At 32.1% G+C, this 23270-nt stretch carries 24 protein-coding genes; 10 read left to right on the forward strand and 14 right to left on the reverse strand.

Annotated features, from left to right (window positions below; all coding sequences use genetic code 11):
• Positions 1 to 48 precede the first annotated feature (48 nt).
• Positions 49 to 1386 (reverse strand): glucose-6-phosphate isomerase, encoded by a 1338-nt coding sequence (locus LQ609_RS02555; protein WP_107510101.1) that lies wholly within the window; start codon positions 1384 to 1386, stop codon positions 49 to 51.
• Between the two features lie 212 nt (positions 1387 to 1598).
• On the opposite strand from LQ609_RS02555, the gene LQ609_RS02560 reads away from it, so the two are divergent.
• Entirely contained in the window at positions 1599 to 2801 is a 1203-nt protein-coding gene (locus LQ609_RS02560; protein WP_078357655.1) for an argininosuccinate synthase, read from the forward strand.
• Positions 2798 to 4171: an argininosuccinate lyase gene (gene argH, locus LQ609_RS02565; protein WP_208144038.1), complete on the forward strand. Its 1374-nt coding sequence runs from the start codon at positions 2798 to 2800 to the stop codon at positions 4169 to 4171. Before LQ609_RS02560 ends, argH begins: the two co-directional genes overlap by 4 nt.
• Before the next feature lie 564 nt (positions 4172 to 4735).
• Here argH and LQ609_RS02570 read toward each other — a convergent pair.
• The 6 genes from LQ609_RS02570 to LQ609_RS02595 form a co-directional block, all read right to left on the reverse strand.
• Positions 4736 to 5980, reverse strand: a complete 1245-nt coding sequence (locus LQ609_RS02570; RefSeq protein ID WP_078357657.1) for a Glu/Leu/Phe/Val family dehydrogenase — start codon at positions 5978 to 5980, stop codon at positions 4736 to 4738.
• A gap of 108 nt (positions 5981 to 6088) precedes the next feature.
• Positions 6089 to 7279: an ornithine--oxo-acid transaminase gene (locus tag LQ609_RS02575; protein WP_239734280.1), complete on the reverse strand. Its 1191-nt coding sequence runs from the start codon at positions 7277 to 7279 to the stop codon at positions 6089 to 6091.
• A 70-nt stretch (positions 7280 to 7349) separates the two neighbouring features.
• Positions 7350 to 8894, reverse strand: coding sequence for an L-glutamate gamma-semialdehyde dehydrogenase (gene pruA, locus LQ609_RS02580; RefSeq protein WP_208144039.1), 1545 nt, complete (start codon positions 8892 to 8894; stop codon positions 7350 to 7352).
• Positions 8895 to 9182: 288 nt separating this feature from the next.
• A complete protein-coding gene (gene ygs, locus LQ609_RS02585) occupies positions 9183 to 9563 on the reverse strand; it encodes a S1 domain-containing post-transcriptional regulator Ygs (protein WP_078357660.1) in 381 nt (126 codons plus the stop codon).
• Positions 9564 to 10152: 589 nt separating this feature from the next.
• Complete coding sequence (locus LQ609_RS02590; protein WP_078357661.1) at positions 10153 to 10353, reverse strand: hypothetical protein; 201 nt, start codon at positions 10351 to 10353, stop codon at positions 10153 to 10155.
• A gap of 82 nt (positions 10354 to 10435) precedes the next feature.
• Positions 10436 to 11029: a peptidylprolyl isomerase gene (locus tag LQ609_RS02595; RefSeq protein ID WP_239734281.1), complete on the reverse strand. Its 594-nt coding sequence runs from the start codon at positions 11027 to 11029 to the stop codon at positions 10436 to 10438.
• Positions 11030 to 11105: 76 nt separating this feature from the next.
• Between LQ609_RS02595 and kapB the strand changes: the two genes are divergently transcribed.
• From kapB to mnhG, 8 genes are all read left to right on the forward strand, one after another.
• On the forward strand, positions 11106 to 11483 hold the full coding sequence (gene kapB / locus LQ609_RS02600) for a sporulation phosphorelay system protein KapB (RefSeq protein ID WP_078357663.1): 378 nt from the start codon (positions 11106 to 11108) through the stop codon (positions 11481 to 11483).
• A 152-nt stretch (positions 11484 to 11635) separates the two neighbouring features.
• A complete protein-coding gene (locus tag LQ609_RS02605; RefSeq protein ID WP_078357664.1) occupies positions 11636 to 14047 on the forward strand; it encodes a Na+/H+ antiporter subunit A in 2412 nt (803 codons plus the stop codon).
• Entirely contained in the window at positions 14028 to 14456 is a 429-nt protein-coding gene (locus LQ609_RS02610; protein WP_078357665.1) for a Na(+)/H(+) antiporter subunit B, read from the forward strand. Before LQ609_RS02605 ends, LQ609_RS02610 begins: the two co-directional genes overlap by 20 nt.
• Complete coding sequence (locus LQ609_RS02615) at positions 14456 to 14797, forward strand: Na(+)/H(+) antiporter subunit C (RefSeq protein ID WP_078357666.1); 342 nt, start codon at positions 14456 to 14458, stop codon at positions 14795 to 14797. The genes LQ609_RS02610 and LQ609_RS02615 overlap by 1 nt, the downstream gene beginning before the upstream one ends.
• Positions 14790 to 16280, forward strand: a complete 1491-nt coding sequence (locus LQ609_RS02620) for a Na+/H+ antiporter subunit D (RefSeq protein ID WP_078357667.1) — start codon at positions 14790 to 14792, stop codon at positions 16278 to 16280. Before LQ609_RS02615 ends, LQ609_RS02620 begins: the two co-directional genes overlap by 8 nt.
• A complete protein-coding gene (locus LQ609_RS02625; protein ID WP_078357668.1) occupies positions 16280 to 16762 on the forward strand; it encodes a Na+/H+ antiporter subunit E in 483 nt (160 codons plus the stop codon). Before LQ609_RS02620 ends, LQ609_RS02625 begins: the two co-directional genes overlap by 1 nt.
• Positions 16759 to 17049, forward strand: a complete 291-nt coding sequence (locus LQ609_RS02630; protein ID WP_078357669.1) for a Na(+)/H(+) antiporter subunit F1 — start codon at positions 16759 to 16761, stop codon at positions 17047 to 17049. The genes LQ609_RS02625 and LQ609_RS02630 overlap by 4 nt, the downstream gene beginning before the upstream one ends.
• Entirely contained in the window at positions 17027 to 17368 is a 342-nt protein-coding gene (gene mnhG, locus LQ609_RS02635) for a monovalent cation/H(+) antiporter subunit G (protein ID WP_078357670.1), read from the forward strand. Before LQ609_RS02630 ends, mnhG begins: the two co-directional genes overlap by 23 nt.
• Positions 17369 to 17465: 97 nt before the next feature.
• On the opposite strand, the gene LQ609_RS02640 is transcribed toward mnhG, so the two are convergent.
• From LQ609_RS02640 to LQ609_RS02670, 7 genes are all read right to left on the reverse strand, one after another.
• Positions 17466 to 17834, reverse strand: a complete 369-nt coding sequence (locus tag LQ609_RS02640; protein ID WP_078357671.1) for a PaaI family thioesterase — start codon at positions 17832 to 17834, stop codon at positions 17466 to 17468.
• Between the two features lie 22 nt (positions 17835 to 17856).
• The gene (locus LQ609_RS02645) at positions 17857 to 19140 is read right to left on the reverse strand and encodes a Na+/H+ antiporter family protein (protein ID WP_239710560.1); all 1284 of its coding nucleotides are present in this window, start codon (positions 19138 to 19140) and stop codon (positions 17857 to 17859) included.
• Between the two features lie 226 nt (positions 19141 to 19366).
• Positions 19367 to 20842: a M17 family metallopeptidase gene (locus LQ609_RS02650; RefSeq protein WP_208144041.1), complete on the reverse strand. Its 1476-nt coding sequence runs from the start codon at positions 20840 to 20842 to the stop codon at positions 19367 to 19369.
• Between the two features lie 16 nt (positions 20843 to 20858).
• Positions 20859 to 21179, reverse strand: coding sequence for a YuiB family protein (locus tag LQ609_RS02655; RefSeq protein ID WP_078357674.1), 321 nt, complete (start codon positions 21177 to 21179; stop codon positions 20859 to 20861).
• Positions 21180 to 21244: 65 nt separating this feature from the next.
• Positions 21245 to 22459, reverse strand: coding sequence for an NAD(P)/FAD-dependent oxidoreductase (locus LQ609_RS02660; protein WP_078357675.1), 1215 nt, complete (start codon positions 22457 to 22459; stop codon positions 21245 to 21247).
• 153 nt (positions 22460 to 22612) lie between these two features.
• Positions 22613 to 22972 carry a HesB/IscA family protein gene (locus LQ609_RS02665; RefSeq protein ID WP_078357676.1) on the reverse strand — a complete coding sequence of 120 codons (360 nt, stop codon included), beginning with the start codon at positions 22970 to 22972 and terminating at the stop codon, positions 22613 to 22615.
• An 11-nt stretch (positions 22973 to 22983) separates the two neighbouring features.
• Complete coding sequence (locus LQ609_RS02670; protein ID WP_025904683.1) at positions 22984 to 23220, reverse strand: YuzB family protein; 237 nt, start codon at positions 23218 to 23220, stop codon at positions 22984 to 22986.
• Between the last annotated feature and the right edge of the window lie 50 nt (positions 23221 to 23270).

Consider the following 23270-nt stretch of genomic DNA (forward strand, 5'->3'; position numbering starts at 1 on the left):
AAGCCCTCCGAATAAAAATTCGGGGACTTTTTTAAAATCATTCTCATATTATAGTCTATCTTCTAATTCTTTTTTCAAATCTTCAAATCCTGGTTTACCAAGTAGAGCAAACATATTTTGTTTATATGCTTCAACTCCTGGTTGGTTGAATGGATTAACGCCTAGTAAGTATCCACTCATAGCACAAGCCAACTCGAAGAAGTATACAACATAACCGAATGTATATGCATCTAATTGAGGTACTTTAACAACTAAGTTTGGTACGCCACCATCTGTATGAGCTAATAGTGTACCTTGGAATGCTTTAGTGTTAACAAAATCAACAGTTTCACCTGCTAAGAAGTTCAAACCATCTAAATCGTCTTTATCCTCTTCTATTGTAATATCATGTTTAGGGCTCTCAACTTTAACAACTGTTTCAAATAAGAAACGACGTCCTTCTTGTACATATTGTCCTAATGAGTGAAGGTCAGATGTAAAGTTTGCACTTGAAGGATAAATACCTTTATAGTCTTTACCTTCTGATTCACCGAATAGTTGTTTCCACCATTCACTAAAGTATTGTAATGCAGGCTCATAGTTAATTAACATTTCAGTTGAATAACCTTTTGCATAAAGAATATTACGGATTGCTGCATATTGATATGCAATATTTTCTTCAAGTTCAGATGATGATAAATCTTCACGTGCTGCAGCAGCACCATTCATCATTTCTTGAATATCTACACCACTTGCTGCAATTGGTAGTAATCCTACAGCTGTTAATACTGAATATCTACCACCTACGTCATCTGGCACTACAAATGTTTCGTAACCTTCTCCAGTAGCTAAATCTTTTAAAGCACCTTTTTCTTTATCTGTAGTAGCAAAGATACGATTTTTAGCTTCATCTTTACCATATTTTTCTTCTAAAATTTTCTTGAAAATTCTAAATGCTACAGCTGGTTCAGTCGTTGTACCTGATTTAGAAATAACATTAATAGAGAAATCTTTACCATCTATATATTCAATTAAATCATGTACATATGATGATGATAAATGATGTCCAACAAATATAATCTGAGGATTCTCACCTTTTTCGTAGTTAGCAAATGTTGAATTCAACATCTCTACTGCAGCACGTGCACCTAAATAAGAACCACCAATACCGATAACAAGTAATACTTCTGATTGTTCTTTAATACGTTTAGAAGCTGATAAGATTCGATCAAATTCTTCTTTATCGTAATCAACAGGTAAATCAACCCATCCTAAAAAGTCACTACCTGCTCCTGTTTTTTCATGTATAACATGATGTATATTCTTTACTAAATCTCTTGATTGGTCTAGTTCATGTTCACCAAAAAACGTTAATGCTTTTTTATAATCAAATTGAATATGTGACATAGTATCCTCCTATTGAATTCATAGTTAATTTAAACAACGTCTTTATTTTACTCTAGTTTTCATAGGCTTTCAATTGAAATGTAACGATATACTTTGTAATGCATAAATATTTAATAAAACTATTGAAAATACAAAATCAATATGGTATTGTATGTTTATCGATTAAATATACAAGATATTAAATATTAATACAAAAGGGAGCGATTTAAGTTATGTCTAATAAAGTAGTTTTAGCTTACTCAGGTGGTTTAGATACAAGTGTTGCAGTAAAATGGTTAATAGAAAAAGGTTATTCAATAGTTGCATGTTGTTTAGATGTTGGTGAAGGTAAAGACTTAGACCTTGTACAACAAAAAGCATTCGATATGGGCGCAGAACAATCATATGTCATTGACGCTACTAAAGAATTTAGCGAAGATTTTGTTGGTTATGCAATTAAAGGTAATACAATGTATGAAGGAACATATCCTTTAGTATCTGCATTAAGTAGACCTCTTATTTCCAAAAAATTAGTAGAAATAGCTCAAGCTGAAGACGCTATTGCTATCGCACATGGTTGTACTGGTAAAGGTAATGACCAAGTACGTTTTGAAGTTGCTATTAAATCATTAGCACCACATATTAAAGTATTAGCACCAGTTCGTGAATGGTCTTGGAGTCGTGAGGAAGAAATTGATTATGCAAAAAAACATAATATTCCTATTCCTATCAATTTAGACTCTCCTTATTCAATTGACCAAAATTTATGGGGTCGTAGTAATGAATGTGGTATTTTAGAAGATCCATTCGCAACACCACCAGAAGATGCATATGATTTAACTAATCCAATAGAAGAAACTCCGGATACACCAGAAGAACTTGAAATTGTTTTTGAAAATGGATTACCTACTTCAATAAATAATAAGTCGTATCCATTAGATCAACTCATTTTAAATTTAAATGAAATTGCTGGTTTACATGGTATCGGAAGAATTGACCATGTAGAAAATCGTCTAGTTGGAATTAAATCTCGTGAAGTGTACGAAACACCTGGTGCAAAAGTAATTATGGAAGCACATAAAGCTTTAGAAACGATTACTTTAACTAAAGATGTTGCACATTTCAAACCAGTTATCGAAAAACAATTATCAGAACAAATTTATAATGGCTTATGGTTCTCACCTTTAACTGAGAGCTTAAAACAATTTATTGATTCTACTCAAACTCAAGTAACTGGTACAGTACGTGTTAAACTATTCAAAGGAAATGTTATTGTAAATGGACGTAAATCTCCATTTAGTTTATATAATGAAGAACTTGCAACATATACTAAAGAAGATGCATTTAATCAAGAAGCTGCAGTAGGATTTATCGAAATCTTTGGCTTACCTACAAAAGTTAAAGCATTATTAGAAACAGAGGGTGTTTTAAAATGACAAAAAAAGCATGGGGTGGAAGATTCGAGTCTAACCCTGAATCATGGGTAGATGCATTCAATGCATCTATCCATTTTGATAAAAATTTGATTGATCAAGATATACAAGGCAGTATTGCGCACGCAACAATGCTTGCTGAACAAAATATTATTCAAAATGATGAAGCTGAATTAATTATTCAAGGTTTAAAAGAAATAAAACAAGATTATTACAACAATAATTTAGAACTATCAGAATCATTAGAAGACATTCATTTAAACGTTGAACACGCATTAATTCAAAAAATTGGTCAAGTCGGTGGAAAGCTACATACAGGTAGAAGTAGAAATGATCAAGTTGCAACTGACATGCATCTTTATACAAAGGAAAATGTCCAAGAAATTATTAAACTTGTTGAATCTTTACAAAAATCTATTATCAGCATTGCAGATGATCATATTCATACAATTATGCCGGGTTATACACACCTTCAAAGAGCACAACCAATATCGTTTGCTCACCATATAATGACGTATTTTTGGATGTTAGAACGTGATAAATCAAGATTTAATGACAGCATTAAAAGGATTGATATTAATCCACTTGGTGCAGCAGCATTAAGTGGCACTACACATCCAATAGATAGACATCGTACACAAGAACTTCTAGGTTTCAGTAGTTTGTATGAAAATAGTCTTGATGCTGTAAGTGACCGTGATTACATTGTTGAAACATTGCATAACATTTCATTAACGATGGTCCATTTATCAAGATTTGCTGAAGAAATCATATTTTGGTCTACAGATGAAGCTAAGTTCGTTACTTTATCAGATAGCTTTTCAACAGGATCTTCTATTATGCCACAAAAGAAAAATCCAGATATGGCAGAATTGATTAGAGGTAAAGTAGGAAGAACAACTGGTTACTTAATGAGTATGTTAGTTACTTTAAAAGGACTACCTTTAGCCTATAACAAGGATATGCAAGAAGATAAAGAAGGATTGTTTGATGCTATTCATACTATTAAAGGATCTTTACGTATATTTGAAGGTATGATTACATCAATGCAAGTCAATAAAGATCGTTTAAATGAAACAGTTCATAAAGACTTTTCAAATGCGACAGAATTGGCAGATTACTTAGTAGAACAAAATATACCATTTAGAGAAGCACACGAAATTGTAGGTAAAATCGTATTATGGTGTATACAAAATGGAAAATATTTATTAGATGTACCTTTAGAACAATATCAATCATATAACAATAAAATCGAATCAAATGTATATGATTATTTAAAACCTGAAAATTGCTTAAGCCGTAGAAAAAGTTATGGTTCAACAGGACAAGAGTCCGTACAACATCAGATTAATGTAGCTAAAGAACTTATTTAAAATAAAATTATTATTCCAGAGGCTGGGACAATTAAATTGTCTCAGCCTCCATTTTGTAGTCAAATCCGCTTTTACTGTATCTCTTATCAGCAATTTTACCTAAATCTGCTTTTAACGCATCACTTATAAGTATAATCGTAGAAAAAATGCATATAAAAATAGATTATTAGTAACGATTTTGTAAGTGCGGACGCCTGAGGGAATAGTATGCGTGAGAGACTACAGGCTCAATCCATACCCCTAGGCAAGCATGCACATACAAAATCGTAAGCCTGTATATAAAAATAGATCATTAGTAACGATTTTGTAGTGCGGACGCCTGAGGGAATAGTATGCGTGAGAGACTACAGGCTCGATCCATACCCCTAGGCAAGCATGCACGTACAAAATCGTAAAGTATTATAAAAAATAAGCATATCACTATAAACTTTTAAAAAATCAGTTAAGTGATATGCTTATTTATTTTGAGTTAGAATTTATGTCCCAAAATCATTTTGAGGGTGAGACAAATTAATTGTCTCACCCTCAAATCATTCTATTCACAGTAGATTACTGGATTGAAGCTTATGCCCAACCTCTGTATCTAGCTGCTTCTGCTGTACGTTTAATACCTACAATATAAGCTGCTAAACGCATATCTATTTTTCTGTTTTCTGATAAGTTATAAACTGTATCAAATGCTTTAACTAGTTTTTCACGTAATTTTTCATTAACTTCTTCTTCAGTCCAATAATAACCTTGATTATTTTGTACCCACTCAAAGTATGAAACCGTTACGCCACCCGCACTTGCTAATACATCTGGTACTAATAAAATACCACGTTCACTTAAAATTTTAGTAGCTCCCATTGTAGTTGGACCATTTGCTGCTTCAACAATAATATTAGCTTTTATGTCATTTGCATTTTCTTCAGTAATTTGATTTGAGATTGCTGCTGGAACAAGAATGTCACAGTCAATTTCAAATAATTCTTTATTTGAAATAGTATCATCAAATAAATTAGTAACAGTTCCAAAGCTATCACGACGATCCAATAAATAATCGATATCTAAACCTTCAGGATCATGAAGTGCACCATAAGCATCAGAGATACCTACAATTTTTGCCCCTTGGTCATATAAGAATTTCGCTAAGAAACTACCGGCATTACCGAAGCCTTGTATAACGACTCTAGAACCTTCGATTGTTTTACCGCGTCTTTTGGCAGCTTGTTCAATTGCAATAACTACACCTAATGCAGTAGAACGGTCTCTACCTTGAGAACCACCTAACACAATTGGCTTACCAGTAATGAATCCAGGTGAATTAAATTCATCCATTTGACTGTATTCATCCATCATCCAAGCCATAATTTGTGAATTTGTAAATACATCTGGTGCTGGTATATCTTTTGTTGGCCCTACTATTTGAGAAATAGCACGAACATATCCACGAGATAATCTTTCAACTTCATGAATACTCATTTGTCTTGGGTCACAAACGATACCACCTTTACCGCCACCATATGGTAAATCTACAATTCCACATTTTAATGTCATCCACATAGATAAAGCTGTTACTTCTTCAACGTCAACATCAGGATGGAAACGTACGCCACCTTTTGTTGGACCAACTGCATCATTATGTTGGGCACGATACCCAGTAAACGTCTTAACAGAACCGTCATCCATTCTAACTGGTATACGCACTGTTAATAATCTCATTGGTTCCTTAATTAAATCGTACATCCCCTCATCAAAACCTAATTTATTAAGGGCTACACCAATAATTTCTTGTGTCGATGAAACTAAATTTAAATTTTCGCTCATGATCCTCTTCGCCTCTTTTTTAAATACTTTTAATCTCTAAATAATTGTAACATAATTGATTATTTTTAAAAGGTCTTTAACACTTTTTTGTAAACGTTATCAGCTTTTTTATTTAAAAACAGACTTAACTTGATCAAGTGCCCAATCTAAATCTTCTTTTTCAATGATTAATGGCGGTGCAAAACGGATTACTGTATCATGAGTTTCTTTACATAATAGTCCTAATTCTTTTAATTTCTCACAATATGGTCTAGCATCTTCAGTTAACTCGATTCCGATGAATAATCCTTTACCTCTTACTTCTTTAATAGATGGATGTTCGATTGTTTTCAATTCATCTTTGAAATAAGTACCAAGCTCTAATGAACGCTCTGATAATTTTTCATCAATTATTACATCTAATGCTGCATTTGAAACAGCAGCAGCAAGTGGATTACCACCAAAAGTAGAACCATGAGAACCTGGATTAAATACTTCTAATATTTCTTTATTACCTACAATACATGAAATTGGGAATACGCCTCCGCCTAATGCTTTACCAAGAATATACATATCTGGTTGTACGTTATCCCAATCAGTAGCAAATAATTTTCCAGTTCTTCCTAAACCTGCTTGAATTTCATCTGCTATAAACAACACATTATTTTCATCACAGACTTCTCTAATTTGTTTTAAATAGCCATCTTCAGGTACATTAATACCCGCTTCACCTTGAATAGGCTCAATTAACACAGCTGCTGTGTTAGGTGTAATAGCTGATTTAATTTGCTCAATATCACCAAAATCAACGAGTTTAAATCCTCCTAATAATGGACCATAACCTCTTTGATATTCTTTTTCTGAAGAAAGTGAAACTGCAGCCATAGTACGACCATGAAAGTTTCCATTCATCGCAATAATTTCTGCTTTATTATCTTCTACACCTTTCACTTGATATGCCCAACGTCTTGCAGCTTTAATTGCTGTTTCAACAGCTTCTGCACCAGTATTCATAGGTAGTACCATTTCTTTGTTGGCAAGTTTACATATTTTTTCATACCATGGACCTAATTGATCACTATGGAATGCACGTGAAGTTAGTGTTACTCGATCCGCTTGATCTTTTAATGCTTGGATGATTTTCGGATGACGATGACCTTGGTTAACAGCTGAATATGCTGATAACATATCTAAATAACGATTACCCTCTGGATCTTTCACCCAAATGCCTTCTGCTTCTGAAATTACAATTGGTAATGGCAAATAGTTTGGAGCACCAAATGTATTTGTTTGTTCAATTATTTCTTGTGATTTTGTCATATTAAATCTCCTCCCATTAAAACAGTAGAGCATGTATACGCCCTACTGTATTTTGAATATTCCAACATCATTATAACATTTCTGACGTAGTTCGTCCTTGTAAATGAAGTACTAAGTAATCTGGTCCTCCAGCTTTTGAGTCTGTACCAGACATTTTGAACCCACCAAATGGTTGATATCCTACAATCGCACCTGTACAACCTCTATTAAAGTATAAGTTACCTACTAAGAAGTTTTTGCGTGCTTGTTCTAATTTAAATCTATTATTAGAAATAACGCCGCCTGTTAAGCCATATTCAGTGTTGTTTGCAAATTCGATTGCTTGATCAAAATCTTTTGCTTTACTGAAACCAACAACTGGTCCAAAGATTTCTTCTTGCATCACTCTGTCATCATGTTTCAAATCAGCAATAACAGTCGGGTTAACAAAATGACCTTTTTCTTCATCAGTTGTTCCACCAGCTACAATACGCCCTTCTTTTTTACCGATTTCAATATATTTTTTAATTTTATTTAATGAATTTTCATCGATTACAGGTCCCATATAATTTTCATGATTTGTAGAATCGCCGACTGTTAATTTTTCAGTACGCTCAACCACTTTATCTAATAAATCATCATAAATATCTTCAACAGCAATTACACGAGAACATGCAGAACATTTTTGTCCTGAAAAACCGAATGCTGATTGTACTATAGAATCTGCAGCTAAATCTAAATCACCTTCAGAATCAACAATGATAGTATCTTTACCACCCATCTCAGCAATTACACGCTTAAGATGTGTTTGACCTTTTTGTACTTTTGCTGCTCTTTCATAAATAGATACACCAACATCGCGAGAACCTGTGAATGAAATTAAACTTGTATCTTTATGATCAATTAAGTAATCACCGATTTCACTTGATGAACCAGGTATATAGTTTACTACCCCTTTTGGTAAACCAGCTTCTTCAAGAACTTCCATAAATTTATAAGCAATAACAGGTGTTTTTGAAGATGGCTTTAACAATACCGTATTACCTGTAACGATTGGTGCTACAGTAGTTCCTGCCATAATAGCAAATGCAAAGTTCCAAGGTGAAATAACGACACTAACACCAATTGGTAAATAATTATATTTATTATATTCTCCAGGACGGCTTTCTACTTTTTTACCGTCTTTTAGTTCTAACATTTGGCGCGCATAGTATTCCATAAAGTCAATCGCTTCAGCTGTATCAGCATCAGCTTCTTTCCATGGTTTACCACCTTCTTTAGAAAGTAACGCTGAGAATTCATGTTTGCGGCGTCTAGTAATTGCAGCTGCTCTAAATAACACATCTGCACGAACAATTGGATCAGTTTCTCTCCAAGTTTTAAAAGCTTCTTTAGCCGCTTCCATTGCTTTTTCAGCATGCTCTTTGTTTGCTTTAGAAACTAGTCCAACTGTTTCTTCTATATTAGAAGGATTATAAGAACGTGTTTTATCATCAGTAAAAATTCTTTCCCCTCCAACAATAATCGGATATTCTTTTCCTAAATATCCTTCAACAGTTTTAAGACCTTCTAAATAAGCAGCCTTATTCTCCTCTTTCGTAAAATCAGTAAATGGTTCGTGTTTGTATGGAATCATTAAAGTAAACCTCCCTATGTTTATATGGGGCAAAAAAAGAAACCCCTTACATTCCTATAATGACACACTTTTATAGATTACTTCAAGCTATTTTTTTCAAAAATTAAGGATTAAAATAAGTTGTAAAATTACTTCAAATAAATATACAAAAAGACGATTAAAAGTTCACTTAAACACTATAAAAATTTAATATTTTTTCATAATTTTCACTTACAAATAGCAGTGTTTTATTCTTTATAGTCCTTTTAAACAAAAAATGAGTATACAAAAAGACGATTAAATAATTATTTAATCGTCTTCAAGATGCTTATTAGATTGATTAATCCATTTAGGCAACCTTTCTTCTAAAGGTTGAAACCCATATTTTTCTGTCTCACGTATTTCATCTAGAACTGAACGCTTTTCTTTCTTACGCTCTTGTCTCTTGAAATACTCATTCTCTTTTAGTGATAAATTTAGTTTACCATCTACTTCAACTTTGATCACTTTTGCTTTAACAATTTGACCAACACTTAAAAATTGATTGAGATTATGCACGTAATCATTCATCACTTCTGATATATGAATGAGACCTTCCACATGTTCAGGGGTTTCAACAAAGGCGCCATATGGCTGAATGCCAGTCACTTTTACCTTCACAAACTGACCAACTTTATATTGTTTTCCCACTTTTAGAAAACCCCTTGTACTTATAGTTATTAACTCTTACATCATAGCATAGTTATTTTTAATTAACCATTAATTTGATATATAATTCTGAAAATACAATGCATAAATATAACTTAAAGAATGAACTTGGAACAAATTGAACTTAAATTTATAAGTTCAGTTTGTTTTTTGTTTTAATAAGTAGATTTATTAAACATAGAATCAGTTCTTGAATGAATTCCAACTATTTAATAAATATTTAATTAATATTTGTTATTTTTTAGCGCTGACTCCTGCGGGAAAAGCATGATTCGAAGACTACAGGCTGAGAACATGCCCGCGGAAAGCATGCGCATAAAAAATACCAACAAAGTCTATGAGCTGAACAATAATTTTCATAAAAAATAAGAACAGAAATTCATTATTAAAATGAATTTCTGTTCTTAATAAATTCTAGGATATTTATATCCCAAAGTATTCTCTTATATTACATTTCTCAACTAGCTTGTAATGATACTACTTTTATTACCATGATCTTACAATTGTTTAATCCTCAAACTTCATAGGATTTCAATCAGATAGTAGTTGGTGCAAAGCAATATTCACTTAGTTATTTTTTACTTTTATTCTCCTCTTGCTCTAAATGATCCATCACTTGTTTTTCAAATGATTTCATTTTCTCTTCGTCTTTTTTTGATTTTTTACGAAACATCATAAAAACAATGTACGCCAAAACCATAAATAATAATAACGTAGCAACAGCAGGAATATATTCTAATTTATTATCTGGAAAATAAAGAAATTCCATCATAATCCGACCACTCCCTTAGCATCTAGATTATAACAAAGATTAAGTCGAATGAATTGATTTTTTATGACAATTGAATGTCGATTTATTTTATAATATCAATTGTCTCGATTACTATGTCTTCAGCTGGCTTGTCATTAGCGCCAACTTTAACATTAGCGATTTCTTCTAAAATGTCTTCACCTTTAACGATATGACCAAATACTGAATGTTTTTGGTCTAACCAAGGTGTTCCACCTTTTTCAGCATAACGATCAACGATTTCTTCTGGCCAACCGCCATCTTTAAGTTGAGATAACATATTGGCTGGTACTTCTTTCATTTGGACAATGAAAAATTGAGAACCATTTGTATTTGGACCAGCGTTTGCCATTGATAATGCACCATACAAGTTAAATGCTTGTAATGAGAATTCATCTTCAAAAGCACTTCCATAAATACTTTCTCCACCCATACCAGTTCCTGTTGGGTCTCCACCTTGAACCATAAAGCCATTAATTACTCTATGGAAAATAATTCCGTCGTAATATTTTTTCTCAGCTAAGCCGATAAAGTTTTCTACTGTTTTAGGTGCTAGCTCAGGGAATAATTTGAAAGTCATATTACCTTTAGTTGTTTTAATTTCTACAACTCTTTCACCTTCTAGTATTTCATTTGTTAATTGTGGATAGTTTGTCATTTAAAATTCTCCATTCATGTTAAAATAATTACAATAGTGATATCATAACATAATTTAATAGAAAGGGGATATCAACATGTTATATCAATTTCCACATAAAACTGGTCAGTATGTTGTAGAAGTAATTGAAGAAATAGGAGATCAACTTCTTGTTAAAATTTTAGCAGTATTGAAACATCCTAGACAAGGTGATTTACATAGCCCTAATGAAGTAGAAAATGTGTTTTTCCATGAAAGAAAAGCATTGAGTCAGTTTGAAAAAAGATATACAACAGCTCAATTTTTGAAAGCGTATAATGAAGAGGTACCGAATTATATTGAATCACTAAAATCTTCTATTTATGAATTAGAAGAGAAGATGAAGAAAAAAAATAACGCTTATAGTGATCAAGCATTAAAGTGTATAGAACAATTGAAAAAAGATTATTCGAGACAATATAAGGTTAATATATAAATTTTACAAAAAAATTCAAGAAATTTATTACGAGTTTCTTCATATTTAAAAATCGCCTAAAAATTCTGAAATATAGTAATGCTAGTATTTTCAAGCATTGAGATTATTGTGTATAATATTAATTAGGTGAATTTTTGGAGGGAGGTTATTAAATGAGTTTAATGCATATTATGATTTTATTACCTTTAATTTTTGCAATCATAATACCAATTTTATATAAGTTTTATAAAGGAACTCATCTAGGATGGTTTGTATTACCGATTCCTATTATTATATTTAGTTATTTTATGTCATACATAAAGGTTCCTGACTCGGACAAACCATTTATTGTCATTTGGGAATTCATGCCAAGAATAGGAATGAATTTTTCAGTTCATCTAGATGGTTTGAGTTTATTATTTGCATCATTAATTACAGGTATTGGAGCATTAGTCGTTCTTTATTCCATTACATATTTAAGTAAGAATGAATCATTAGGGAATTTTTATTGTTATTTATTAATGTTTATGGGTGCAATGTTAGGTGTTGTTTTATCAGATAATCTACTTATGCTTTATCTATTCTGGGAATTAACATCTATTTCAAGTTTCTTACTAATCGCTTATTGGCGTCATAAACAGTCATCAATATATGGTGCTCAAAAGTCACTTTTAATCACAGTATTTGGTGGTTTAATGTTACTGGGTGGATTCATTTGTTTAGCATTAGCTGGTAATTCATGGAGTATTACTTCACTTATACAGAATGCAGAAACAATACAATCATCACCTTACTTTATATTTGCGATGATTTTAGTTTTAATTGGTGCAATGACTAAATCTGCACAATTTCCATTTCACATATGGTTACCTGATGCAATGGAAGCACCTACTCCAGTAAGTGCTTATTTACATTCAGCAACAATGGTTAAAGCAGGTATTTATTTAGTTGCTAGAACTACACCGATTTTCGCAGCAAGCGCAGGATTTGTGTGGGCGGTGACTGCAATAGGTTTAATAACACTATTCTGGGCATCATTTAATGCCGTAAAACAGCAAGATTTAAAAGGTATTTTAGCATTTTCAACTGTTTCTCAGCTCGGTATGATTATGTCGATGTTAGGAATTGGTGCTGTAAGTTATCACTACTCTGGAGAAGAAAGTCAATTATTCTTAGCGAGTATAATCGCAGCAGTTTTCCATTTAATTAATCATGCTACATTTAAAGGCGCGTTATTTATGATTACAGGTACAATTGATCATGAAGTTGGTACAAGAGATATTAAAAAGTTAGGTGGACTAATGACCATCATGCCGATTTCTTGTACATTCACGATTATTACAGCTTTAAGTATGGCTGGTGTGCCACCGTTTAACGGATTCTTATCTAAAGAGTTATTTTTAACAGCGATGTTTGATGCTCATAAAGCAGATGTTTTCAGCTTATCAACAATTGGTTACTTACTACCAATCGTCGCTATTGTAGGTAGCATCTTCACGTTTGTGTATTCATTTAAATATGTACATGAAGTATTCTTTGGTGAATATAAACCAGATGCATTACCTAAAAAGCCACACGAAGCACCAATGCTTATGTTGTTGCCAACAGGTATTCTAACATTTTTAGTAGTGCTTTTCGGGTTATTCCCAAATATATTAAGTGAAAGTATTATTGCTCCAGCTGTAAGAGCTATAGCACCATTTGCTGATGCACCTGAAGTACATATATCACACTGGCACGGTATCACACCTGCTTTAATAGGTACATTAATTGTATTTATAGTAGGTTTCATATTATTTAAATCCGTTGAAAAATGGATTGGTGTTTACAATATTCAGCCAGAATATTTAACGTTTAATTATTATTACGATAGAGGTATTCAATTAAGCTCTTATTTATCTAATAAAATTACTCAAAGTTATATGACTGGATTTATTAGAACATACTTAATGTATATATTTGCTTTCTTTATTATTATGACTGCACTAACTTTATTCACGCATCCTGTTAGTATCGCATTTGATAATATAAGCGAAATTAGACCATATGAAGTGATTTTAATGGGATTAATTTTAGTAAGTACATTTTGTATCGTATTAGCAAAATCAAGATTGTTCAGTATCATTATGCTTGCTGCAGTTGGATACTCAGTTGCGTTATTCTTTGTATTCTTTGGTGCACCTGATTTGGCACTAACTCAATTATCTATTGAAACAATTTCAACTGCCCTATTCTTATTATGTTTCTATCATTTACCTAAAATGAATAGACACGATGAAAACCGTAAATTTAAAATCGGTAATTTCATAATTTCTATTTGCATAGGTATTGCTGTAATTACAATTGGGCTAATTGCATATGGTAATAGACATTATGATTCAATTTCTAAATATTATATTGATAATGTTTATGACTTAGCAGCAGGTAAAAATATGGTCAATGTAATACTTGTAGACTTCCGTGGTTTTGATACATTGTTTGAATCTGCAGTATTAGGTATTGCTGGTTTAGGAATTTATACTTTAATTAAACTACGTAATAATGATAAAAATGGAGGTGAAGAACATGAAGAAACAATCGAATGATGTGTTCTTTCAGTTTAATTCCATAATCATTTTCTTAATTATTATGATGTATGCTGTTTCTATATTCTTTGGTGGACACTATACACCTGGTGGCGGATTCGTTGGTGGTTTATTACTATCATCTGCAGTTATCATCATCGGGATAGCATTTGACACTAAAACATTAAAGAAAATGTTTCCTTTTGACTTTAAATTGGTGACAGGCACTGGTTTATTCTTTTGTGTTCTTACACCTATTTTAAGTTGGACTTACAATAAAACATTTTTTACACACGCATTTGGGGAATTTCACCTTCCTATATTTGGTGAAGTACATTGGCATACAGCAATGCTATTTGATTTAGGCGTACTGCTAGCTGTTGTAGGTACTGCGATAACGATTATATTAGCGATTGGAGAGAATGAATAATGGAAATATTAATGATTTTCGTTTCGGGTATTATTATATCTGTATCAGTATACCTAGTTCTCTCTAAAAGTTTAATTAGGATTATTATTGGTACAACGTTACTTTCACACGGTGTTCATTTAATGCTTCTTACTATGGGTGGATTAAAGAAAGGTGCTTTACCAATTGAAGAAGAAGGCATCAAAAATTATGTTGATCCATTACCACAAGCATTGATTTTAACAGCAATTGTTATTGCATTTGCTGTTACAGCATTTTTCTTAGTACTAGCTTTTAGAAGTTATAAAGAGCTTGGAACTGATAATTTAGAAGAGATGAAGGAGGTACCGAAAGATGAATAATTTGATTATTGTACCTCTTATCATTACATTTTTAACGGCTGTTACTTTAATTTTTGTAGGTCCAAGACCTTATTTAAAGCGTAAAGTCGTACTAACTGGTTTTACTTTAGCCTTTTTAGTAAGTTTATATAATATCTATATGATTAATATGGATGGTACACAAACACTGAACTTAGGTAGTTGGCCAGTTCCGTATAGTATTGTCATATACGTTGATATGTTGAGTGCTTTGTTAGTTAGTACGAGTTTGTTTATTACACTCGTAGTACTCATATACTCACACCAATCGATTGGTATACACCGGGAAAGATATTTTTATTACTTTGGTGTATCAATGATGGTTACTGGTGTTAACGGTGCCTTTATGACAGGCGATTTATTTAACTTATTCGTATTTTTCGAAGTATTCTTAATGTCATCATATTTATTACTTGTGATTGGTGGAACAAAAATTCAATTACAAGAAAGTATTAAATATATATTAGTTAACGTTTTAACTTCAGCTTTCTTTGTACTTGGTGTTGGTATGCTCTACTCCATAACAGGAACATTAAATATGGGTGACTTACACGTTAAACTTGCTGATCTTTCAGAAGCAAATTTAAATATAGTCGTAATTACTTTTATTATGTTTTTATTTGTTTTTGCTACTAAAGCAGGTATGTTCCCATTGTATTTCTGGTTACCTGGAGCTTATTACGCACCACCTATCCCGATTATTGCTTTATTCGGTGCATTACTAACTAAAGTAGGCGCATATGCAATCATGCGTACTTTCAGTTTATTCTATTCAACGAATAGTGAGTTTATAACTCAAACATTGATTGTACTTGCTATACTAACCATTATTATGGGTTGTATAGGTGCGATAGCATACTATGATGTTAAAAAGATTATTATTTATAATATTATGATTGCGATTGGTGTCATTCTTATCGGTGCTGCAATGATGGACAAAAATGGTATGATGGGTAGCATTTATTACTTACTACATGACATGATTATTAAAGCTTCTTTATTCTTATTAATTGGTGTCATCATTAAAATAACTGGTTCACCAGATTTAAGAAAATATAGTGGTCTAATCAACCATTATCCAGTTCTAGGATGGATATACTTTATTGCCGCACTATCATTAGCCGGGATACCTCCATTAAGTGGTTTCTACGGTAAGTATTTTATCGTAATGTCTACATTTGAAAATGGTCATTATATAAGTGGTATTGTCGTATTATTATCTAGTTTATGTGTCCTTTACTCAGTAATGCGAATCTTCTTAATGGCATTTTGGGGAGAAGAAAAAGGATATGTTTACAATCCTAAATTACCAATTAATAAGTTAATGATCGCATCAATCACAATTACAGTAGTGGCAATATTATTTGGACTTGGCGCAGACTTTTTATATCCTCTTATAGAAAAAGCAGCCTTGCCTTTCTATAACCCTGAGACATATGTAAATGCGTTAGGAGGCGATTATTAATGGCTATACAAGTACTAATTAATGTTCTATTAGCAACTCTATGGATGATGCTTTCTGAGACATATACTTTTGGTGCATTCATATTTGGATATTTATTCGGTATATTGTTTGTATTAGTTGCATTACCCCTACTACCTGGCAAACATTTGTACTTACGTCCAGTATGGAAAAGCATCTTATTAGCTATATTATTTATGAAAGAATTGATACTTGCTAATATAGATGTAATTAAAATTGTTATCCAAAAAGAAATTCATAATAAACCAGCGTTCTTTGCATACCCAACAGAACTAGAGCATGATTGGGAAATTACATTACTATCACAATTGATTACATTAACGCCTGGAACAATCGTCGTAGCCATTTCAGATGATAAAAAAACACTTTATATTCACTCTATAGATTTTTCTGATATAGATTCGGAAATAAGTTCTATTAAAGATTCATTTGAAAAAGCAATCAAGGAGGTGAGCATACGATGACAAATATATTCGTAATAATCGCTATTATCATCGTTGCACTCTCTATGATAGGTATTCTTGTTCGTGTCATAATCGGACCAACTTTAGCTGATAGAGTAATCGCTCTTGACGCATTAGGCATAACTTTAATGGCAATGATTGCATTGTTCTCTGTATTAACTAACACAAGATATTTATTCGTTATACTTTTATTAATAGGTATTTTAGCATTCTTAGGTACTGCAGCATTTGCGAAATTCATGGATAAAGGAGAGATCATTGAAAATGATAGAAACGATTCTTATTAGTATCTCAATAATTATGATGGTCATTGGTGCATGCTTTAGCTTTTTCGCAGCGTTAGGTATTCTAAGATTACCAGATGTGTTCTCACGAGCACATGCTTCTGGTAAAGCTTCAACTCTTGGAGTTATGTTAATTTTATTAGGTGTAATGATCTACTTCATAGGTAAAGAAGGTCATTTCAATGTTCAATTATTACTAGGTATTATTTTTATATTTATTACAGGTCCTTTAGCAGGACACTTAGTTTCAAGAAGTGCGTATTATATGGGGGTTAAACCTACTGAACGTACAATTCGAGACGATTTAAAAGATGCAAAATAAACAATACTTTAGGAATTAAAAAAGACGAAATTCACTCTTTATCGTGAATTTCGTCTTTTTCTTTGGGATTCTATAAATCTATGTCTCAGCCCTATTTTTATCTTTTCTTTTTTATAGCTATAGTTGCTCTAATTACTGAAATTAATTGCTCTTCTTCATTTGTTACTTTAACATCCCATACTTGTGTAGTACGTCCGATATGAAGTGCTTTCCCCACAGCTCTTACTTCACCGCTTCGTATAGATTTAATATGATTTGCATTAATTTCTAATCCTAAAGGTATTTCATCTTCATTTGAAGATATATGTGCACCAACAGATGCTGCTGTTTCAGCTAATGCGATTGTTGCGCCACCATGTAAATATCCAAATGGTTGTTTGACTTTGTCAGTTACAGGCATTGTCATTTCAATATAACCATATTTTGATTCTACTGTTTCTATTTGAAGATTTTCTATTAAGTCCATATTATGATCCCCCTTATTGATACTATAATACCATAGCAGCGATAAAGCCAAATATCAATAATGGTATATTATATATAATAAAATTGGGTATACAAGTATCTCTTATATGATCATGTTCTCCATCGACATTCAATCCTGCTGTTGGACCTAATGTTGAATCACTTGCAGGACTCCCTGAATCGCCTAATGCACCTGCAGTACCAATCACTGCTATTAGTGCCATAGAACTCATACCAATTTCTTGTCCGAATGGGATAAATAAACTTGCAATAATGGGAATGGTTGCAAATGAAGAACCTATGCCTAATGTCACGATCAATCCTATTATCAACATCATTATGATACTAAAAGCTTTGTTATCGCCTGTAATAGAAGAGAGACTTTTAACTAGTGTACCTACTTCATTCGTTTCATTCATTACACCCGCAAAACCATTTGCAGTTAAAATAACAACACCTATATATGCCATTATTTGAATTCCTTCAACTAATTTAACATCTAAATCTTTCCAGTTATATAATCCTGAGAAGAAGAAAATTAGAATACCAGCTAAAGCACCGAATATCATTGATTCTGTAAATGTCTGAACAATAAATGTTGCTAAAATGGCAACTCCAGTAACAATTAAAGGATATGGTTTTAAAGTTTTCAATTCTTGTTCTTCTTCTATTTTTATTGTTTTATATGTTCTTGGTCTCCAATAAAGTATGATTGCAATTATTAATCCAACAACATAGCCCATTGAAGGAATAAGCATTGCTTTCCAAATATTATAAAATTCTATATCTACATTTGCTTTACCAAATGCATCAAATATAATTGACTGGAAGATGTGTCCGTATCCGTATGGTAATAATATATAAGGAAAACATAATCCAAAACCTATTACTGTTGCTATTAACCTTCTATCCATTTTTAATTCATTAAATAGACTTAATAATGGTGGTATAAGGATTGGTATAAAAGCTATATGGACAGGTATAATATTCTGACTTAAAATTGAAATAACGAGTAATACAGCTACCAAAGTAATTTTAATTTTAAGTCTACTTTTTTGCGAATTTTCTTTTTTCATTGATTTGATGATTTTACCAACTATGTAGTCCGTAATTCCACTATATGAAATAAGTGCCGCAAATCCACCTAATAAAGCATATGATAGTGCAACTTCTGAACCATCAACGATTGTTTTTCCAAATGTAGATATCACTTTATCAAGCGACATACCACTTAACAAACCACCTGTTAATGCACCCACGAAAATACTCAAAACGACATTAAGTCTCATTAAACAAAGTATAATCATTACAATAACAGCTACAAGTACTGCATTAAATTCCAAAAAGACCCTCTCCATTCTTTAACTCTCTACCACGATAAAGTAAAATGATGAATTTATCATATCAGTTGAGAAATATGATGTCAATATATCGATAACTAGTCAGAATTTTTAGAATAATACAATTTAAAAAATACTTACAAAACCAGTGTGACTTTGTAAGTATTTTTCGATTATTTTATAATATATCGCATTATCTGTTTTTTAAGAAATGAATAACCGTAGGAATCATTGCACCAGTAGCGCCTTTTGGTCCACGGAACGATACTTTTTCAGTTTCACCTGATCCAGCAATATCAAAATGTAAATGAGGAATATCTCCACTGAAATGTGTTACAAATGCTGCAGCAAATAGCGCTTTACCATTTTTATTTAATATACAGTTTGTTAAATCGGCAACTTCTGAAGACTTAATATCATCTTTTTCTTCGTCTGTAATTGGTAATTCAAAACTTACTTCATTTGAATACCTTGCTGCTTTCTTTACATCCTCAATATATTGATCTGCATCACTAGAGAATATACCTGTTTTTCCTAATCCTAATGCAGCAACTACTGCACCTGTTAATGTAGCAAAGTTCATAATAAGTTCTGGTTTATACTGAGCAACATATGAAACAGCATCTCCTAAAACAAGTCTACCTTCAGCATCTGTATTTGTAATTTCAACAGTTTCACCACTTAAAGCAGTAAATACATCATCAGGTTTCATTGCATTACTAGATACCATATTTTCAGCTAGCGGCAATACAGCAACAATGTGAACAGGTAATTGCAATTCTGAGATCGCATTAACCATTGCTACTACATTACTAGCACCACTCATATCGTATTTCATAGTAGGCATACCTGTTTTGGATTTAATTTGATAACCACCAGAATCGTAAGTGACCCCTTTTCCTACTAAAGCGATAGGATCATTTTTAGATCCTTTATACTCTAAAGTAACTAGACGTGGAGGGTTTACAGACCCTTTACCAACTGCATCTAATAAGCCAATACCTTCCTCGCGAATAGCTTGTTCGTCTTTGATAGTGACCTGAACTTTAGAGTTTTTAAAATGTTCTTCAATTTGTTGTGCAAAATAATCAGGTGTCAAAATATTAGGAGGTGTTTGTGAATAAGTTCTCGCCAAATTGATACTATCTCCTAAAATCTCACCTTGCTTAATATATGACTCAATATCTTCATTAGATGTAGAAATAAAGTTTATCGTAGTTTCAACATTCGCTGATTTATTTGACTTATAATGATCAAATTGGAATACAGCTTGTTTTGATAACCATCCGAATCGATATAATCGTTCTTTTTCAGTAACATTTTGTGTTAAAAATGTATCATCAAATAAATTAACAGTTTCTATTTTATTGCTATGTAGATAACGGCTTAAATTACCATATATAACTTGATAATCGTTTTCTTTAATTTCCTTTAAATTTCCTAAACCTATAGAAATTAATTTAACAATATTATTATTAACAGTAACGGCAGTACTTGTAACTTCACCTAGTTCACTACTTATAATTTGTTGTTTTTTCAAATTATCTAACTGCCCATTTAATATATTATTTACTTCTTCAAAATTATGCATTTGATTTAAATGACTTGGGCAACCTATTATAATTGGAAATTCATTATTTGAATATTTTTCTAAAATGTTAAATTTCATATTATTATCCCCTTTGTTAGAACATTGAATAACCACTTCTTCTTAAATTCCTTATAACAAAACCTGCTACAATCGCACCAATCCATCCTGAACCGAGCATTAATATGTCAGCTGTATGTATATTTGTTATGCCAGAAATAAGCTTTGAAAATGCTGTTGATGGATCTGTAAAATACATAGCTGTCGATATTTTATCTACAATCGCAAAAATAACGAATGGATAAAATACAACCATTAGCCAAGTAGTTTTTAATAGCATATTCAATATAAATGCGATGCCAAAAAACAAAACAAAAAACAATGCCATTGATATGATAACTTGAGGTAAAGATATCATAGCTAACCTCCTTTAAAAAAAGAGACCCGCCTAATAGCAGGTCTCTACATTTAATAATTAATCAATTAGAATTTACCTTTTTTATAGGCTAATCCGATACCACCGATTTTGAAAATAGCGCGAGTATCGATAACTTTTTTCATGAATGCTGCTTTTTTACCAGTAATTTCACGACCCATAACGACACCAACACCGTCACGGCTACCTAATGAACATACAGTACCTTTGTCATCATAAGAGAAAGCTTCTGTTTTTTCACCGTTAAAGATGTTTTTAATATTTTTAGCAAGGTGTTCACCTTGTTGCATAGCGATTTGAGCTGTTGTTGGAAGTGGACGTTTGTTGTCTCCTTCACCAGCCATAACAGCTGAACAGTCACCAATAACGAAGATATCATCGTAATTGTCGATTGATAAATCATCTTTAACAACGATACGACCACGTTTAACGCCATCGAATGATTCTTCCATTAATTTGCTACCTCTAACTCCAGCAGCCCAGATTGCTGTGTTTGCTTCAAGAGTTTGTTCTACATCATTAACTTTAACTACGAAGCCTTTTTCGTTACAAGCAACGATTGGTGTAGAAATTTTGAATTCTACTCCACGGTCTTCTAAATATTTAACAACATAGTTCACTAAGTTTTCTGAGAACATTGGTAACATTTTTGGAGCAGCCTCAACACAAGTAATTTTAACTTTAGATTGATCTACACCGTATTTTTTACATAATTCAGGGATACGTTCAGTTAATTCACCTAGTAATTCAACACCAGTGAAACCAGCACCACCTACTAAAATAGCTAAATCATTTTCATCTTTTTCTTTAGATGCAGCATAATTAGCAAATTTATCTTCAATATGCTTAGAAATACGACGAGAAGTGTTAATATTTTCGATTTGAAGAGCATGTTCTTTCATACCTTCAATTCCAAATGTTTCACTTTCGAATCCTAATGCAACAACTAAAATGTCATATTCAAATATACCATTAGATGTTTCAACTGTTTTAGCATCTTTATTGATTTTACTAACTTCTGCTTTTACAAAGTTTACTTTATTTCTATCAATTACATTTGTAATTGGATATAAAGCATCTTCGTAATTTAATGTTCCAGCTGAAGTTTCATGTAACCATGTAGCTTCATAGTGATAATCATTTTTGTTGATTAAAGTAACATCAACATCTTGGTTTGAAACTAATTTTTGCAATTTAGTTACTGTTTGTAAGCCAGCGTAACCTGCCCCTAATACGAGAACTTTTTTACGTTCAAATCCCATTATTTTCACCTATACTTTCTAATATTTGTTTGACACTTATAGGAAAGTTGTGTCACTTTGTGTTTTTCATCACAAGTAATGATACTGCTATTTACATACAAGTACAATTGTATATTTTTATAAAGATAAATTCAAGTGTCACATGTTATTTCCTTAGCAATTCTCTGGCGTACCTGCAACGTCTTTTGTTTTAAATGAACTTCCACAACCGCAAGCTGCAATTGCATTAGGATTCTCAATAGAAAATCCACCGCCCATTAATGATGTTTTGAAGTCAATTGTTGTACCATTTAGTATCGGAGCATCATTCTTATCTACTATTACTTTAACACCAAAAAATTCTAGTGTTTCGTCGTTTTCAGCAGGTTCTTCTTCTGCAGACATACCATAAGATAGTCCTGTGCAACCGCCGCCTTTAACAGATACTCTTAAATAACCATTTGGCATATCGTTACTTTTCATCATATCTTTAACTTCATAAGCTGCTGCTTCAGTTAATATAACTGTTGACATATTTATTCCTCCTAAAAAATCCAATTTTCTTCTATGTGACTATATATATTTTCTAGTAATTCTTCTGGTGTCTCTCCCTTAACCATATCTCCGTTAACTAGTGCATATAACCCTCTTGCACATGGTCCACAATTTTGTAGACAACCGTATTCCAATACATCTACTTCTGGATCATTGTCGAGCTTGTTAAACACTACATCAGCACCCTTGGCTAAGTTTGAAATACAAAATTCGACAATCGGATTCAATGTGTTCACCTACTCACTTTATATTCATTAAACTATTTTAACATTCATTG

Origin of the sequence: Mammaliicoccus sp. G-M28 (genome assembly GCF_022386595.1) — a bacterium.
Classification (GTDB): domain Bacteria; phylum Bacillota; class Bacilli; order Staphylococcales; family Staphylococcaceae; genus Mammaliicoccus; species Mammaliicoccus fleurettii.